The sequence below is a fragment of the Actinomadura sp. NPDC048394 genome (assembly GCF_040651755.1).
Taxonomy (GTDB): Bacteria; Actinomycetota; Actinomycetes; order Streptosporangiales; family Streptosporangiaceae; genus Spirillospora; species Spirillospora montaniterrae.
The window spans coordinates 66,161-83,126 of sequence record NZ_JBEZJL010000004.1 but is presented as its reverse complement, the minus strand read 5'-3'; the positions used below and the strand labels follow the sequence as shown (position 1 = coordinate 83,126).

The following is a 16,966-nucleotide window of genomic DNA, read 5'->3' as shown; positions in this document are numbered from 1 at the left end:
ATGCGCGTCATCGATCTGTCGTCCTCGGTGGACGCCTCCGGCTGGGAGCCGAACGAGGTCGTGCACGAGGTCATGTCGGCCGTCGAGGGCGCCGAGCACATGGCGACCCGGATGCGGGAGAACTGGGGCATCGACTTCGACCCGTCGGTGCTCCCCGGCGGCGAGCTGCTCACCCTCGACACCATCACGCTCACCACGCACACGGGCACGCACGTGGACGCGCCGTCGCACTACGGGACGCCCGCGGGCGGCGGGACGGCGCGGCACATCGACGAGATGCCGCTGGACTGGTTCCTGCGGCCGGGGATGATGCTCGATCTCACCGACGCGCCGGTCGGCCAGATCGGCGCGGACCGGCTCCGCCGCGAGTTCGACCGGATCGGCCGCACGCCGGAGCCGATGGACATCGTGCTGCTGAACACAGGGGCGGACCGGCTGGCAGGGTCGCCGAAGTACTTCACCGACTTCCCCGGGCTGGACGGGCCCGCGACCGAGCTGCTGCTCGACCTCGGCGTCCGCGTCATCGGGACCGACGCGTTCAGCCTGGACGCACCGTTCGGGTACATGATCGAGGCCTACCGGCGGACCGGCGACACGGCGGTGCTCTGGCCCGCCCACTTCGCCGGGCGCTCCCGCGAGTACTGCCAGATCGAGCGGCTGAGCAACCTGGACGCGCTGCCGCCGACCGGCTTCACCGTCTCCTGCCTGCCGGTGAAGATCAAGGGCGCGGGCGCGGGCTGGACCCGCGCCGCGGCGCTGATCGAGGACGGCACCGGTACCGAGGGCGGTGCGTCATGACGGGCGCCGCGTTCACCCGCAAGGACCTGGTGGAGACCGCCCAGGCGTTCAAGCGGACCGCGCTGCTGCGTGCGGCGGTCGAGCTGAAGGTGTTCGACGCGCTCGCCGGCGGGCCGCGGGACGCGGAGGCCGTGGCGGTCGCGGTCGGCGCCGACCCGCGCGGCGTCCGCGTGCTGCTCGGCGCGCTGGCCGCCGTGGGCCTGCTCGGCTCGGACGGCACGGCGTTCAGCCTCCCCGAGGGCGGCGACCGGCTCCTGGTGAGCACCAGCCCCGACTACGCCGCGGACGCCGTGCGGCTGCTCGCCGGGGACGCGGAGTGGGCGGCGCTCGCCGACCTCGCCGGGGCCGTGCGCGGCGGCGGCACGCTGCTGGAGCACGGGGCGGACTCGCCCGCCTTCGCCTACTGGCGGGACTTCGCGGGCCAGACCACCTTCGTCGCCGAGGCGGCGGCCAAGTCGTTCGTCGAGGCCGTGCTGGACGCCGGGCCCGGCGAAATGCCGCGCGTGCTGGACGTCGGGTGCGGCCACGCCCTGTTCGGGCTTCGGCTCGCCGAGCGGATCCCGGGGGCGCGGGTCTGGGCACAGGACGGCGAGCCCGTCCTGGAACTGGCCCGCGAACGTGCCGCGAGCATGGGCCTGGCCGACCGGGTGACCTACCTGCCGGGCGACGCCTTCGAGGTGCCGCTCGGAGGACCGTATGACGTCGTCGTCGCGGCGAACCTGCTGCCGCTGTTCCCGCCGGAGCGCTGCGTGCGCCTGCTCCGCAGGCTCGCCGAGGCGACCGCGCCCGGCGGCCGCGTCGTCACCGTGGGGTTCACCACCGGGGAACGGCCGCCCGCCGCCGAGCACGCGGCGCACATGCTGTCGCTGATGCTGCTCGCCTGGACGCCGGGAGGCGAGGCCCACTCCGTGGCGGCCTACCGGCGGATGTTCGGCGAAGCGGGCTTCGCCGGCGTCGAGGTGCGGCCGGTGGGCGGGGCCCCGCTCCATCTCGTCGTGGCAGAGAAACGCTGAGGAGGACGATCACCATGCAGTTCGCCCCGCTCGGGAGCAGTGGGCTCGTCGTGAGCAGGATCGCCTACGGCAACTCCCTCACGCACGGCGACCAGGTGGACGACGAGACCGCGGCCCTCTGCCTGAAGACGGCCCTGGACGCGGGCGTGAACTTCCTGGACACCGCGGACGCGTACGCGGCGGGCCGGGCCGAGGAGGTCCTCGGCCGGCTGACCGCGGGCCTGCGCCGCGAGGACCTGGTGATCGCCACCAAGGTCGGCCGGTCCAAGCGCCCCGGGCCGAACGAGGGCCGGCTGTCGCGCAAGCACGTCATGGAGTCGATCAACGCGTCCCTGCGCCGCCTCGGGACCGACTACGTCGACCTCTACCAGGCGCACCGCTACGACGCGCAGACGCCGCTCAGGGAGACGATGCAGGCGTTCGCCGACCTGGTGCGGGCGGGCAAGGTCCTCTACGTCGGGGTGTCGGAGTGGCCCGCCGGGCCGATCCGGGAGGCCGCCGCGCTCGCCGCAGAGCTCGGGGTCCCGCTCGTGTCGAACCAGCCGCAGTACTCGCTGCTGTGGCGCGTCATCGAAGAGGAGGTGGTCCCCGCCTGCGACGAGCTCGGCCTGTCCCAGGTGGCCTGGGCTCCGTTGGCCGGAGGGGTGCTCACCGGCAAGTACGCGCCCGGGGGCGCCGCACCGGACGGGACCCGCGCCGCGAGCAAGGGCGGCGCGATGTCGATCGGGCGGTGGGACTACCTGAACGACATCGTGCTGACGGCGGTGCGCCGGCTCGCGCCGCTCGCGGCCGAGGCCGGGCTCACGCTGCCCCGGCTCGCGCTGGCGTGGGTGCTGCGCAACCCGTCGGTCGCCTCGGCCGTCGTCGGGGCCTCCCGCCCCGAGCAGCTGACCGAGACCCTCGCCGCCGTGGACGACGTCCTGGGCGACGACCTGGTCGACCGGATCGAGGCGGTGGTCGAACCCGCGGTCCGGCGCGACCCGAGGCTGACCGAGGACCCGCTGGGCCCCGCCTCCCGGCTCACCCGTTCCGAGGAGGAGGCGTCATGATCGAGCTGTCCCACGAGACCACCGTCGAGGCCGCGCCGGACGCGGTGTACGAGCTGGTCGCCGATGTCGTGGCCGCGCCCCGCTACTTCCCGCCGCACCTGCACGCGGAGATCCTCGCCGTCGAGGGCGGCCGGGACCTGGTGGAGCGCTGGGTGCTGGACGGCGGTTCGGTCCGCAGCTGGCGGTTCCACCGGGAGGCGGACGAGGCGGCGCGCCGCATCGTCTTCGAGCACGCGCCGCCCCGGCCGCCGCTCAGCCGCCTGCGCGGGGAGTGGACCTTCGAGGAGAAGGGGGCGGGCACGTTCGTCCGCGTGCGCCACACGCTGGAGGCGCCCGCCGACGCCGCCGCGGTCGCCGGGCGGATCGGCGCGGACCTGGACGAGAAGGTGCCGATGCAGCTGCGGCACCTGGCGAAGCTGGCCGCGGGGATCGAGGGGCTGCGCGCGCGGACGGTCGACCGCACGGTCGAGGTACGGACCGACGCCCCCCGGCCGGCGGTGTACGCCGCTCTGCTGGGCGGCACGACGAGCGATGAGCGGACCTGGGCGCGGGCCTGCCTTCCCGAGCGCACGCTCGCCTACAAGTCGCGCAAGACCCCGGAGGACGCGCACTCGCTGACGGGCACCTACCGCCTGACCGACGGCACGGTGGTCGCGTCCCGCGCGGTCGTCCTCGCGGACGGTGCCGATCTCGAGGCGGCGCGGGCCCGGCTGGCGGACGAACTCGACCGGGAGCTGGCGTCATTGCCCGGGCGTTGAAGGCCGTTCACGGGGCGCGCCGGCGGGCGGCGAGTCGGAACGTTCCCGACTCGCCCCGCCGGCCGGGCCGCGGCGGGTTCGCGGCGGCCAGGCGTTTTATATCTGACGCAATTCCTGACACATGGAAAGCGCCGGACACCGGGGACCGGTGCAAAAACGTGAAAATTCAACTGGTTGCCTCTCTATTCGAATCGGGGTCGAGTTTCCGTCGCTCTCGCGTTGCTTACCCGGGCGCGTCGCAGTAGGGCGTTCTCATCACACTCTGCAGCGCACGATGCGCAGGACGTCATTCCTGTCATTTGTTCTGTCCGCTACCGGCCATCTCGCTGAGTGGGCTTGCGCTATGATCAACTTCATCTTGTGATCTCGGGGGCTGAATCGGCGGGGGGTAATCGCTTTGTGGGCTCTTGAAAATCGTATCGCGATACTCCTGGTCGACGCTCGGACGCTTTTCCGTGAGGCACTCGCCCAGGTGCTCCTCATGGAAGGCGATTTCGCCGTGGTCGGTGAGGCCGGGGACCTGGCCACCGCTCTGGCCATCGTGCTCTCGGTGCACCCGGAGGTGATCCTCGTCGACGCGGAGCTGCCCGTCGACGAGGTCGCCGACCGGGTGCGCCGGCTGAGACAGGCGTCGCCCAGAAGCAGGATCATCCTGCTCTCGATGAATGACAATCCACGTTTCGTGCAACACGCATTGTCCTTGGACATCAATGGATATCTGCCCAAGGACACCAATCGCCACGAGCTCGCGAGCGCGATCCGCGGCGTCTACGGCAACGAAAGCAAGATGGTGCTGTCGGTCTCGGCCGACTGCCTGCTGAGCGCCGGGGAGCCCGAGGACGGGCCCCTGTCGCCGCGCGAACGCGAGGTGCTGGAGTTCGTGGCGCAGGGCCTCAGTAACGCCCAGATAGCCTCGCGGCTCTCCATCGTCGAGGGCACCGTCAAGCGCCATCTGCGCAACATCTTCACCAAGCTCGGGGCCCAGTCGCGGATCGACGCGGTCAACAAGGCGACGGCCGCGGGCCTCATCTCCGGCACCCGGGGCGAGCCCGCCGAGCGGCGGCTCGGCGCGGCGGGCGGGGTCGGCGTGGCACGGTCCACGTCCGTCCTGCGGCCGCCTCGGGCCGGCTGACCCGGAGCCCCGCACGCGAGGGCGGAGGCCTGCACGGGATGTCCGTCCCGTGCAGGCCTCCTCTCGTCCGTCCCGGGGCCGGTCAGGCGGCCAGCTCCTCGAGGGTGGGGATCAGCGCGGCGGGGGCGGGCATCTCGCGGGCCGCGACGCCGAGCCGGTGCGCGGCCTCGGCATGGCCGGAGCCGGCGAGCAGTGCGCGGAGCCGCTCGGCGAGGACCTTCGGATCGTCCTGTTCCTTCGCGGTGTCGAGCGCCAGCGCGGCACCGGTCGCCACGAGCCGCCGCGCGGTCGCGAACTGGTCGATGATCTGCGGCAGCACCAGCTGCCGCACGCCGGCGTGGCACGCCGCGAGCGAGGTCCCCGAGCCTCCGTGATGGACGATGGCGTCGCAGCCTTCGAGGAAGCCGGTGAGCGGCGTCGGCGCGACGACCCTGACGTTCGCGGGAATCTCTCCCAGCTCGGCGTGGTGGCCGGCGGCCGCGGTGACGATCGCCTCGACCTCGGGCAGCGTGGCGAGGGCCGCGATGATGTTCTTCAGCAGCGGCACCCCGTTGAGCGCCAGCGTCTGGTTGCCGAGGCTCACGCACACGCGGTGGGCGCGCCCCTTCGGCTCGTGGATCCAGTCCGGCAGCGGACCGGTGCCGTTGTAGGGGACGGGCCGGATCGGCTGCGCGCTGGGAAGGTTGGGCAGCTGGAGGCCCGGCGGACAGGGATCGAGGATGAGGTCGGGGTCGGGCAGGCCGCCGCGCAGCCCCAGGCGCTCGCACATCGGTCCCATGAAGAGCCCGACCAGCCGTTCGCCTGCGCCGGTGTAGGGGTCGACGCCCCAGCGGAACTGGAGCGACGCGACCCCCAGCACGGCGCCGATCACCCGCCCGGAGAACTCCATCTGCTCCGACACCACCAGGTTCGGCCGGTACGCCCGGGCGAGCTCCAGGTAGTCGTCGAGGTAGTAGGAGACATGGTTGCGCCAGACCTGAGGGGTGCTGTTCAGCTGGTCCGGCGTGGGCTGCCCGAACTCCTGCAGCGGTCGCCGGCCGGGACGCAGCCCGGCCCTGAAGAGGTCGACGGCGTGGAAGCGGTCGCCGAAGACGGCCGTGGTCAGGCCGGCGGCGTGGGCGACGTCGGTGACGTCGGGCTGCCCGGCGACCAGGACGTCGTGGCCCGCCCCGCGCAGCGCCCAGGCCAGCGGCACCATCGGCGTGAAGTGGGTGGACAGCGGCGTGCTCAGCATCAGGACGCGCATCAACGCTCCTCGTCATGGCGGTGGGTCGAGCGGCGGCCGGTCGCCTGGTCGTCGGTCGGCCGGCGGCCGGTCGCCGCGAGGGCTTCGAGCTGCGGCACGACCTGCGCGGGGGAGGGCATCTCGTCGGCGGCGGCCTTCAGCTCCTCCGCCGCCGCGGCCCAGGAGGGCTCGGTGAGAAGCTCCCTGAGATGCCCGGCCACGACGTCCGGGTCGTCCTGCCCGGCCACGGACTCGACCGCGATCGCCGCACCGCTGGCGGCCAGCCGCAGCGCGTTCGGGAACTGGTCGACCATCTGCGGCAGCACCAGCTGCGGTACGCCCATGGCGGTCGCGGTCAGCGAGCTGCCGGCGCCGCCGTGGTGGACGACGGCGTCGCAGGTGTGCAGGAACTGGTTGAGCGGCGTCGGCGGCACGACCTTGACCTCGTCCGGCACCTCCGCCAGCTCCGGGTGGAACTCGGTGGCCGCGGTGACGATCGCCTCGACGCCGGGCAGGCGGGCGATGCCGGCGATGATGTTCTTCAGCAGCGGCATCCCGTTCAGGGCGATGGTCTGGTTGCCGAGGCTCACGCAGACGCGGTGCTCCCGGGCGCGCGGCCGGAGGGCCCAGCCGGGCAGCGGCCCCGACCCGTTCGACGGGACGGGCCGGATGGGCAGCCCCTCGGGCAGGTCGGGCACCTGCAGCTTCGGCGGGCAGGGATCCAGGACCAGGTCGGGATCGGGCAGCCCGTCCTCCAGCCCGAGCCGCGTCGAGGCGCCGTGCAGGAACGCCCGCACCGAGCCCGCCGTGGGGGCGCTGAGCGGGTCGATGAACCAGCGGTGCGCCACCACGGGCACGCCGAGCACGCCGCCCATCATGCGGCCGGCGAATTCCATCTGCTCGGTGACGATGAGATCGGGACGCCACTCCCGGGCGAACTCCAGATACCGGGGCACCAGGTAGCGGGCGTGGATCTCCCACATCCGCGAGGTCGACGCCAGCAGCTCGGGCGTCGGCGGCCCCATCAGCTCCAGCGGCCGCTTCCCGGCGGGCAGCTTGCGGCTGAAGATGTCGGACGCGTGGAAGCGCTCGCCGATCACGACCGTGGCCAGGCCGGCGGCGTGGGCGGCGTCGGTGACGTCGGGCTGCCCGGCGACCACGACGTCGTGGCCCGCCCCGCGCAGCGCCCAGGCCAGCGGCACCATCGGCGTGAAGTGGGTGGGGAACGGCGTGCTCAGCATCAGTACGCGCATGTGGACTCCTTGCCGGGCCGGACCGGTCACGGCCCGGCGAGCTTCTCGAGCCGGGGAACGAGCTGGGCGGGGGACGGCATGGCATGGACGGCGTCCCGCAGGGCCGCCGCGGCCTCGGCGCGGTGCGGCTCGTCGAGCACGGCGCGCAGGCGGTCGGCGACGATGTCCGGGTCGTCCTGTTCCTTCGGGTCCCGGATGCTGATCGCCGCTCCCGTGGCGACCAGCCGCTCGCCCGCCAGGTCCACGACCTGGGGCAGGACGAGCTGCGGCAGGCCGGTGGCGAGGGCGGTGAGCGTGGTCCCGGCGCCGCCGTGGTGGACGATCGCGTCGCAGGTGTGCAGGAAGTGCGAGAGCGGCGTCGGCGGGACGATCAGGACGTGCTCGGGGACCGTCCCGATCTCCGCGTGGTACTCGGGCTCCGCGGTGACGACCGCCTGCACGCCGGGCAGCCGGCCGAGCGCGGCGATGATGTTCTTCAGCAGCGGCACGCCGTTCAGCGCGAGGGTCTGGTTGCCCAGGCTCACGCACACCCGGCGGCTCTGCGGGAACGGCTCGTGCACCCAGCCGGGCAGCGACCCGGTGCCGTTGAAGGGCACGGGACGGACGGGCTGCGCCGGGGGCAGCTCGGGCAGCTGCAGCTCGGGCGGGGTCGGGTCCAGGATCAGGTCGGGCTCGGGCAGCCGGGCGAGGCGGAGCCGCTCGCACGCCCCGGCGAGCAGCTCCTCGGCCGCCGGGCGCATCGCGAACGCGAGCATGTCCACGCCCCAGCGGTGCTGCACGACCGGGACGCCCAGCGCCCCGCCGATCACCAGCCCGGCGAACTCGAACTGCTCGGAGAGGATCAGGTCCGGCCGCCAGGACCGCGCGAACTCCAGGTACCGGGGGAGGAGGTAGCGGCTGTGCAGTACCCAGGGCCGGGTGCCGCTGGCCAGCGACTCCGCCGTCGCGGGCCCGAGGATCTGGAGCGGCCGGTCGCCGCCGCCGAGGAAGGGCAGCAGCAGGTCGAGGGCGTGGAAGCGGGGTCCGAAGACGGCGTAGTTCATGCCCGCGTCGCGCACCGCGGCGGCGATGTCGGGCTGCCCGGCGACGACCAGCTCGTGACCGGCCGCGCGCAGCGCCCAGGCGACCGGCACCATCGACGCGAAGTGGGTGGACACGGGCGTGCTCAACATGAGGACGCGCAACGGAGGCTCCTAGAGGTGGGGGGCCGAGTCGGGCTCGGCCACGTTCGGCGCGGGCACGTCCGGCGCGGGCACGTCCGGTTCGGCCACGTCCACGCGGATGTCGCGGACCAGCGCGGCGAGCAGCACGGCGAGCGCGATCATGACGGCGGAGGTGACGAACACCGCGTCCGAGGCGGCGGCGTAGGCGTGCACGAGCCGGTCGCGCACCGGGCCGGACGCCGTGCGCAGGTGCTCGAACAGCGCGTCCTCGTCCGTCGCGCCGACCGAGGTGCCCGAGAGCGCGCTCGCGAACCGGGTGTTCAGGATCGCGCCGAGCACCGCGCTGCCGACCGCCGAGCCCAGCGTCGTGGCGAACCGCGCCGCGGTGGTGATCACGCCGAGCCGTTCGGGCGGGGCGGCGGCCTGGGTGGCGAACAGCGCCACCTGCGTGACCCCGCCCACCCCCACGCCGAGCAGCACGAGGCAGCCGTCCAGGAACAGCGGGTCGGTGTCGATCGGGAGCAGGGCGGCGAGCGCGGCGGCCGCCGCGCTGATCAGCGTGGTCGCCACCAGGACGGGCTTGCAGCGGCCGGTGCGGGCCAGCACCCGGCCCCAGACCAGGAAGACCAGCGCGATGCCGATCGCCATCGGGACGATGTGCACGACCACCGACCCGGCGGTGTCGTTGCGGATCACCCGCAGGTAGGTGACGACGAACATGGGCAGCGTGAGCAGCGCGAACCCGCCGATGAACTGGAGCGGCGCCAGCAGCCTGAACACCGGGTCGCGGAACACCGACAGCGAGATCAGCGGCTCCGCCGTCGTCGCCTGGCGCACCACGAACGCGACCGTCAGGGCCAGGCCCACCCCGCCGGGCACGAGCAGCCCGGACGTCGACACGTGCGGTTCCCCGGCCTCCTTCGCGGCCAGCAGCAGCCCGCTCGCGCCGGCGCCGATCAGGGCGGCGCCGATGAGATCCAGCCCGCGGCGCGGGCCCTTGGGCGGTGCGAGGCGCAGGGACAGCGCGATGAGGACGAACGCGCCGACGCAGACCGGCAGGTTGACGTAGAAGATCCACCGCCAGGAGAACCGGTCGCTGAGCCAGGAGCCGAGCGGCGGCCCCGCGACCAGCGACAGCGCGATGAGCAGGCCGCCGATCCCCGCGCCGGTGCCGCGCTCCTTGGGCGGGTAGAGGGTCGCCATGACGATGAGGCCCATGCTCATCAGCCCGCCGCCGCCGAGGCCCTGCACCGCGCGGAAGGCGATGAGCTGGGGCATGCTCTGGGCGAACGCGCAGAGCACCGAGCCGAGCAGGAAGACCCCGAGGGCGCCGAGGTAGATGCGCTTCGGGCCGAGGTTGTCGCTGAGCCGGCCGTAGAGCGGCTGCGCGGTGGTCGCGGCCAGCATGTACGCGGTGATCAGCCAGGGGAACTGCCCGACGCCGCCCACCGGATGCAGGTCGGTGAGGATCTGCGGGGCGGCGGCGGCCACGATGCTCTGGTCCAGCAGCGCCAGCACCATCGTCAGCATCATGCCGATGCTGAACAGCAGGACCCGCAGCTCGGTCATCCCGGGCGGGAGCGGTCTGTCCGCGCGGACCTCGTCCTCGGCGGGCGCCTTCGCGTTCATCGTTCTCTCCGTCCTGCCGCCTCGAGGGAGCCGAGCCGTTCCAGGCGGCGGGTGGTCTCGATGGGACTCGGCATGGTCCGTACGGCGTCCGCCAGCCGGGCCGCGGCCGCGGCGGTGGCGGGCTCGTCGAGCAGATCGCGAAGGCGGTCCGCGAGGACGGCGGGGTCGTCCTGCTCCTCGGCCGTCGCGACGGAGACGGCGACGCCGGCGGCCACGAGCCTGCCGGCGTTGGCGAACTGGTCGGCAAGCTGCGGGAGGACGAGCTGCGGCAGTCCGGCGACCGTGGCGGTGAGCGCGGTCCCCGCGCCGGCGTGGTGAACGATCGCGTCGCAGCCGTCCAGGAGGTGGACGAGGGGAGTCGGCGGGATCACCGTGACGTTTCCGGCGACCGGGCCGAGGCGGGCACGGTACGCCTCGTCCACCGTGACGACGGCTTCGACGCCCGGCAGCCGGGAGAACGCGGCGACGATGCCGCGCAGCAGAGGCATGCCGTTGAGGGCGAGGGTCTGGTTTCCCAGGCTGACGCAGACGCGGTGGTCGCGTGTGGTCGTGGGCTCGAGGCCGGCCGGGGGCGGTCCTGTGCCGTTCCACGGCACGGGCCGGATCGCCTGCACTCGGGAAGCGGCGCTGGAGTCGCCGGGAGCCGGGCACGGGCAGGGATCGAGGGTCAGGTCGGGTTCGGGCAGCCCCGCCAGGTGCTCGCCGTACGGGTCGGCGAACCAGCGATGCCGCACGACGGGGACGCCGAGCCGCTCGCCGATCTGTACTCCCGCGAACTCCAGCTGCTCGGAGATGATCAGGTCGGGCCGCCACGACCGGGCGAACTCCAGGTACGGCGGCAACATGAACTCCGCGTGCCGGCGCCACGCCCTCGCCTCCAGGGCCGCGGTCTCCGCGGTGCCCGGGCCCATGACCTGGAGGGGGCGGGTGCCCGGGGGGAGGTGCAGCGCCATCATCTCCGTCCCGCCGTAGCGTTCGCCGATCGGCGCGCCGCACAGTCCCGCCGCCCGGACGCCGTCCGCCACGTCCGGCTGCCCGGCGACGATCACCTCGTGGCCCGCCGCCCGCAACGCCCAGGCCAGCGGGATCAACGGGGCGACATGCGAGACGAACGGCGTGCTCAGCAGCAGTGCGCGCATCAGCGATCCTCGGGCGGGCGGCGGTGCCCCGGCCGGGCCGGGGCTGACGCGTCCACCCTGGAGCGGACGATTCGCGTTCCCCTCGGAGACCGCTCAAGTCGGCACGGCCCCGCTTCCCTGCCAGGGCGGGGGCTCAGCGGTCGAGGAGGCCGTACTCGCGGGCGCGGGCGGCGGCCTCCGTCCGGGTGGCCACGCCGAGCTTGGTGAGGATGCGCGCCACATGGGTCGCAACGGTGTTGGTCGAGATGAACAGCTCCGCGGCGATCTGCGGGTTCGACCGGCCGCGGGCGAGCACCCTCAGCACGTCCAGCTCCCGTCGGGTCAGGCCGTGGCCGTTGCCCGCCGGGGCGTCCGCGACGTCGCCGAGGCGGCCCCGGGACGCCAGGTCGTCGATGCGGGCCAGCAGCGGCGCGGCGCCCAGCGTGGTCGCGAGGGCACGGGCCTCCCGCAGCCGGACCCGGGCGCCCGGACGGTTGTTGGACGCGAGCGCGGCGACCGCGCCCTCGGCCAGCACGACGGCCGTCTCGTAGGGGTTGCGCAGAGCGCGCCAGGCGTCCGCGGCGTCGTCCCAGGCCGGCAGCTCGCCGGGTGAGGTCAGTGCGCGGAAGGTGCGGCGGTGGGCGTCGAGCACCGGGGTGGTGGCCGGCAGGGAGTCGAGCATGCGGGCCAGTTCCCCGAGCCTGTCCGCGGTCTGGTCCGCGATCCGGCGGTTCCGCGGCGCCGCCGTCCGGCGGAGCCGCTGCGCTCGCGCCCCGAGCACCGCGAGACGCGCCGTGTCGTGCGGCGGCCAGGCCTCCGCGGCCGCCAGGTGCTCGCTCACGATCCGGTCGGCGGCTTCCGGGTCGTCCCGGCCGAGCGCGTGGACGATGCGCAGCAGGGCGAACCAGGAGGTCGCCTCGACCGCGCCGGGCGTGTGCCGGACGAACTCGGCGAGCTGGCGCAGCAGCGTCTCGAACCGGCCGGTCTCGCCCCGCCGGTGGGTCACCTCCGCGGTGGCGAGGCGCAGGTAGGCGGTGTAGAGCGGGGGCGGTGCCAGGGCGAGGGCGTCGCCGGCGACCTCCAGCGCCTCGTCCCAGCGTCCGAGCGAGCACAGCTGGGCGGCGCGGACGGCGGCGAGCATGCTGCCGCGGGACCGGCCCTGGCCGAGCCGCTCGGCCGCCCGCTGCCCGGTGCCGGCGAGCGCGGCCGCCTCCTCGTAGCGGCCCGCGTCCGCGATGTCGATCGCCTCCCATTGGAAGGTGGTCAGGAACGTGTGCGTGTCCTCCGCGGCCTCGGCGGTACGGCGCGCCTCGGCGAACGTGCGGCGCATCTGCTCGTGGCCGCCGTCCAGGCCGTGCAGCGCCGCCAGGACGAGCAGCGCGGGCGCGCGCAGGGCGTCGGCGCCGAGCCGTTCGGCGATGTCGAGGGCCTCCGCCGCGTGCCGCCGGGCGTCGCCGGTGTCGCCCGCCATGAAGTCGGTGAACGCCGAAGCGGACAGCAGGCGGCTGCGCAGCGGATCCGCCGACCCCGCAGGCACCAGCGCGACCGCCCGGCGCAGATCGTCGCGTCCCGTGCCGTCGAGCCGGCTCCGCAACCGGCCGCGCAGGCCGAGCAGCCGCGCGACCCGCTCTGGTTCGGCCGCCGGGTCCAGCTCGTCGAGCGCGGCGGTGCCGTAGGCCACGCCCGCCGCGGACCTGCCCGCCGCGAACGCCACCGCCGCGGCGTGCTCCAGCACGGCCGTGCGGCTCGCGCCGACGAGACCGGACGCGTCCGGCACCTTCTCCCACTGCTCCAGGACCAGCTCCAGCAGGTGGAGCTGCTCGTCGTAGGCGTTCTGCCGCGCCGCGAGGCCGGCCGCGTCCCAGGCGGCGGGCAGCGCCCGCGCGAACTCGCCCGCGGCCGTCCAGTGCTCCGCCAGGGCCGTGCCGCCGCCGGCGCGTCCGGCGAGCGCCTCGGCGCACCGGGCGTGCATGTGCCGCCGCCGGTCCGGCGGCAGCGCCTCGTACACCGCCTCGCGGATGAGGTCGTGCCGGATCGCGTACCCGTCCTCCCGCGCCACCACCAGGTCGCGCCCGCTCAGCTCGTCGATGGCCGCCCGGACGCGGTCCCCGGACTCCGCGGACTTCCCGGACTCGCCTGCGACCTCGCGGACCAGGTCGTCGGGAAGCTCGGCCCCCGCGATAGCGAGGGCCTCCAGCACGTCCCGGGCCGGGCCCGGCAGGTCGATGATCCGGGCCAGCAGCAGGCTCCGCAGGTCGCCGGGCGGTGCCTCGCCCGCGTTGCTCAGCGCCTCGACGAACAGCGGGTTCCCGCCGCTGCGCCGGTGGATCCGCGCGCTGCGCGCCGGGTCGGGCGCCTGCCCGTCCACGGCCGCGAGCAGCGCGGCGACATGCCCCTGCTCCAGCGGGCCGAGGACGATGCGCTCCACCGCGCCGCCACGGCCGAGCTCCGCGAGCATCCGCCGGTTCGGATGCCCCGCGGCCGGCTCCCCGGTGCGGACGGTCCCGACCAGCAGGACGGCGCCGTCCGCGAGGTTGCGGGCCAGGTACGCGAACAGCTCGCGGCTCGACGCGTCCGCCCAGTGCAGGTCCTCCACGACGACCACGACGGGCCGCGCCTCCGCCACCCGGCACAGCAGCGTGAGCATCTCCTCCAGCAACCGGGTCGGCCCGTACCGCGCGGGCGCCGGCCCGAGGTCGGGCAGCCAGTCACCGAGCGCGGAGCCTCCCGGCGGCAGCAGCGCCGCCACCTGCGCCCGCCCGAACCGGCGCACCAGATCCCGCAGGACGGCGACGAACGGGACGTACGGAGCACCCTCCGAGCCCAGCTCCAGGCACCCGCCGGACAGCACCAGGGGGTCGCCGGGCAGCTCCCGGACCGCGGCCGCGACCAGCCGCGACTTGCCGATGCCCGGCTCACCGCAGACCAGCACCGTCCCGGGCCGCCCCGCGCGGGCCCGCTCGTAGGCCGCCCTCAGCGCGGCGATCTCACCGTCCCGTCCGACCAGGACCGGACTGACGACCGAACCCGTCACCATCCCCCCAAGCCCGGACCGGATGTCACCAAGTCTGACGACGACAGCCTGCCACCCGAAACGGGATGGTGAAGACGTCATCCCGACGAGAGCAAAGGAACCATCCGATGTCCGGAGAGAACGCCCGCCGCACGGTCACCGCGAACATCACGCTGTCCCTGGACGGCCGCATCTGCGGCCCGGGCGGCGAGTACGACATGAGCTGGATCGTGCCGCACGCCACCACCAACGGAGCCCGCGACCACATGGTGTCGGTCACCGGCACGGCGACCACCGCCCTGCTCGGCCGCAAGAACTACGAGGGCTTCGCCGGCTTCTGGCCCGCCGTCGCCGACGACGAGGGCGCCGACCCGCGGGACCGGGAGTTCTCCCGCTGGCTCACCGCGGTCGAGAAGGTCGTCTTCTCCACCACCCTGGACCGCGCCGACTGGGACAACGCGCGCGTCGCCACCGCCGACCCCGCGACCACGGTCAAGGAGCTGCGCGCCCAGGAGGGCGGCGACATCATCGTCCTGGCCAGCACCAGCGTCATCCGCAACCTGATCGAAGCCGGCGAACTGGACCGGCTCAGCATCACCCTCTGCCCGGAGCTCGTGGGCGGCGGAGCCCACCTGTTCGACGACACGACGCCCCGCTCGTCCTGGTCCCTGACCAGCACCGCCGCCACCGAGAGCGGCGCCCTCTGCCTCATCTACGACCGCGCCGACGCCTGACCGGAGACTGCGCCTGCGCCGAGAAACGCGCCGATCGTCAGCGGTACGCTCCCAGCGCCCACCAAGCCCATATGCGCGATGGCCTTGTCCGGCCGCCCCCGGACAAGGCCATCGCCTGGCGCCGCATCGGTCAATAGGAGTCGAACGCGACGTCGACGGACGAGCGCCTGGCGAGGTGACAAAGCGTTACCGTCTATTCATGGGCGTTAGGTGTGACCGGCTCGTCGAGCGGCTCCTGGACGCGGTAGAGCGGTGGCTGTACCGCAAGGAAATGCGCCGACCGCCCAGGTCGCCGGGCGCGGCTTATCCGCGTTATCACGACTCGAGTTGCCTCCACGAACATGGCGTGAAGAAGCTCCGGGGGATGGATTCGGGTGTACCGAACTGGATCTGTCGGGACTGTGGTCGCATCGTCGGACGCGGCGTGCACTGGCGCCCATGACCCCGATCCAGTCCTCCCGGGGGCACCTCGCGCGCTGTGCGTGTGTCGAGCGCGCTCCGGGCGGGGGCGGGTTACGGTGAGCCGGTGACCGATACTCCTCGCGATGTCTTCTTGAAACTCGTGCACGGCGTTTGTGAAGAGCGCTGGGCGGACGTGGTGGACCTGTACGCGGAGCGAACCGATGTCCGCCATCCGTTCTTCCCGCTGGAGGCGCCGCCGATGCGCTCCCGCGAAGAGCTGCGAACCCATTTCGGTGGCGGACCACAGCCGTACCAGGGCCCGACCCTGCGGCGTCGGCCGACCCGGATCAACGTTCACCAGACCACCGACCCCGAGGTCATCGTGGCCGAATTCCAGTACGAAGGCGTCGTGGTGGAGACCGGCGAACCCTTCGCCATCCCTGCCGTCTTCGTCATGCGCGTTCGGGACGGAAAGATCGTCGAATCCCGCGACTACCTCGACCACCTGCGCTCGGCCGCGGCCCGCGGGCAGCTCCCCGAGGTCTTGGACGCCATCCGGGACCACCACGCCAAGGACCGTGTCACCGACCCGGCAGGTCACAACAGGGGTGATGCTGGGATGACGGCTGAGCGATCGATGCCTGCACAGGATGACGTGTTCAGGTATTTCGACACGCTGTCGAACTGGGGACGGTGGGGTGACGACGACGAGCTCGGCACGCTGAACCACATCACCGACGACGTCCGGCTGGCGGCGGCGCGGGCCGTGCGCCACGGCAGGAGCGTGTCGTGCGCATGGGAGGTGGCCGTACCGGAAGAAATGGAGCGGTCGACGACGTCGTGCCCGTGCTTCGCCGACATGCCGGGCGTCGAGGACATGCCGCTGCCCGGATTCCGCAATGACCGGCACTGGGGTTATTCGAACGAGCGGCTCGGCATCCTCTTCCACGGCAACACCATCACCCACATCGACTCGCCGTGCCACATCTTCTGGGACGGCACGATGTACAACGGGCGGCCGCATTCGCTGGTCGACGCCGAAACGGGATCGGCGTGGGGGGCCGTCACGGCGGCGGCGGAGGGGATCGTCACGCGCGGTGTCCTGCTGGACATCGCGAAGGTCCGCGACGTGCCGTGGCTGGAACCGGGTGAGGGCGTGTTTCCCGAGGATCTTGAGGAGGCCGAGCGTCGCCAGGGTGTGCGGGTGCGGTCCGGCGATGCGGTGCTGCTGCGGACCGGCTATGGCCGCGTCCGGCACGAGTCCGGTGCGTCCGGCGGTTTCACGCAGGCCGGCTGGCATGCGTCCTGCCTGCCCTGGCTGCATGAACGGGGAGTCGCGCTGATCGGCGCCGACACTCCCCAAGACGTTCAGCCGTCGGGGTACGAGGACATGGCGATGCCGGTTCACACCGTGGGCCTCGTCGCGATGGGTCTGTGGCTGCTCGACAACTGCGACCTGGAGGCGTGCGCCGCGACGGCCACCGAGCTCGGCCAGTGGGACTTCCACCTCGCAGTCGCGCCGGTCCGCTTCGCCGGGACCTCCGGCAGCCCGGTCAACCCGATCGCCACGTTCTGACCGCAACACCGGGTCGTTGACTGCGAGCTGCCGGCCGCGATCGTGTTCGTGGCGACCACCGGCTGCCGCCTCGATTTCCGGGTGTCCTGGCAAACGGCGCACC

The 16,966-nt window shown here is 73.5% G+C and carries 13 protein-coding genes; 7 read left to right on the top strand and 6 right to left on the bottom strand.

Features of this window, described 5'->3' with window-relative positions:
* From AB0C78_RS03545 to AB0C78_RS03525, 5 genes are all read left to right on the top strand, one after another.
* Window positions 1-798 carry a cyclase family protein gene (locus AB0C78_RS03545; protein WP_360741199.1) on the top strand — a complete coding sequence of 266 codons (798 nt, stop codon included), beginning with the start codon at window positions 1-3 and terminating at the stop codon, window positions 796-798.
* On the top strand, window positions 795-1,811 hold the full coding sequence (locus AB0C78_RS03540; protein WP_360741197.1) for a methyltransferase: 1,017 nt from the start codon (window positions 795-797) through the stop codon (window positions 1,809-1,811). The genes AB0C78_RS03545 and AB0C78_RS03540 overlap by 4 nt, the downstream gene beginning before the upstream one ends.
* Before the next feature lie 14 nt (window positions 1,812-1,825).
* Entirely contained in the window at window positions 1,826-2,860 is a 1,035-nt protein-coding gene (locus tag AB0C78_RS03535; protein WP_360741195.1) for an aldo/keto reductase family protein, read from the top strand.
* Window positions 2,857-3,618, top strand: coding sequence for an SRPBCC family protein (locus AB0C78_RS03530; RefSeq protein ID WP_360741193.1), 762 nt, complete (start codon window positions 2,857-2,859; stop codon window positions 3,616-3,618). The genes AB0C78_RS03535 and AB0C78_RS03530 overlap by 4 nt, the downstream gene beginning before the upstream one ends.
* A gap of 397 nt (window positions 3,619-4,015) precedes the next feature.
* Window positions 4,016-4,750 (top strand): response regulator transcription factor, encoded by a 735-nt coding sequence (locus AB0C78_RS03525; protein ID WP_360741191.1) that lies wholly within the window; start codon window positions 4,016-4,018, stop codon window positions 4,748-4,750.
* A gap of 82 nt (window positions 4,751-4,832) precedes the next feature.
* On the opposite strand, the gene AB0C78_RS03520 is transcribed toward AB0C78_RS03525, so the two are convergent.
* From AB0C78_RS03520 to AB0C78_RS03495, 6 genes are all read right to left on the bottom strand, one after another.
* Window positions 4,833-5,996 (bottom strand): nucleotide disphospho-sugar-binding domain-containing protein, encoded by a 1,164-nt coding sequence (locus AB0C78_RS03520; protein WP_360741189.1) that lies wholly within the window; start codon window positions 5,994-5,996, stop codon window positions 4,833-4,835.
* Window positions 5,996-7,228: a nucleotide disphospho-sugar-binding domain-containing protein gene (locus AB0C78_RS03515; protein WP_360741187.1), complete on the bottom strand. Its 1,233-nt coding sequence runs from the start codon at window positions 7,226-7,228 to the stop codon at window positions 5,996-5,998. The genes AB0C78_RS03520 and AB0C78_RS03515 overlap by 1 nt, the downstream gene beginning before the upstream one ends.
* Before the next feature lie 26 nt (window positions 7,229-7,254).
* The gene (locus AB0C78_RS03510; protein ID WP_360741185.1) at window positions 7,255-8,412 is read right to left on the bottom strand and encodes a nucleotide disphospho-sugar-binding domain-containing protein; all 1,158 of its coding nucleotides are present in this window, start codon (window positions 8,410-8,412) and stop codon (window positions 7,255-7,257) included.
* Between the two features lie 9 nt (window positions 8,413-8,421).
* Window positions 8,422-10,020, bottom strand: a complete 1,599-nt coding sequence (locus AB0C78_RS03505) for an MFS transporter (RefSeq protein ID WP_360741183.1) — start codon at window positions 10,018-10,020, stop codon at window positions 8,422-8,424.
* Window positions 10,017-11,159 carry a nucleotide disphospho-sugar-binding domain-containing protein gene (locus AB0C78_RS03500; protein WP_360741181.1) on the bottom strand — a complete coding sequence of 381 codons (1,143 nt, stop codon included), beginning with the start codon at window positions 11,157-11,159 and terminating at the stop codon, window positions 10,017-10,019. Before AB0C78_RS03500 ends, AB0C78_RS03505 begins: the two co-directional genes overlap by 4 nt.
* Window positions 11,160-11,292: 133 nt before the next feature.
* A complete protein-coding gene (locus tag AB0C78_RS03495; protein WP_360741179.1) occupies window positions 11,293-14,175 on the bottom strand; it encodes an AAA family ATPase in 2,883 nt (960 codons plus the stop codon).
* Window positions 14,176-14,279: 104 nt separating this feature from the next.
* Here AB0C78_RS03495 and AB0C78_RS03490 point away from each other — a divergent pair, with 104 nt between their 5' ends.
* Both AB0C78_RS03490 and AB0C78_RS03485 read left to right on the top strand, forming a co-directional pair.
* Window positions 14,280-14,885, top strand: a complete 606-nt coding sequence (locus AB0C78_RS03490; protein WP_360741178.1) for a dihydrofolate reductase family protein — start codon at window positions 14,280-14,282, stop codon at window positions 14,883-14,885.
* 526 nt (window positions 14,886-15,411) lie between these two features.
* The gene (locus tag AB0C78_RS03485) at window positions 15,412-16,863 is read left to right on the top strand and encodes a cyclase family protein (protein WP_360741176.1); all 1,452 of its coding nucleotides are present in this window, start codon (window positions 15,412-15,414) and stop codon (window positions 16,861-16,863) included.
* The last annotated feature ends 103 nt before the right edge of the window (window positions 16,864-16,966 follow it).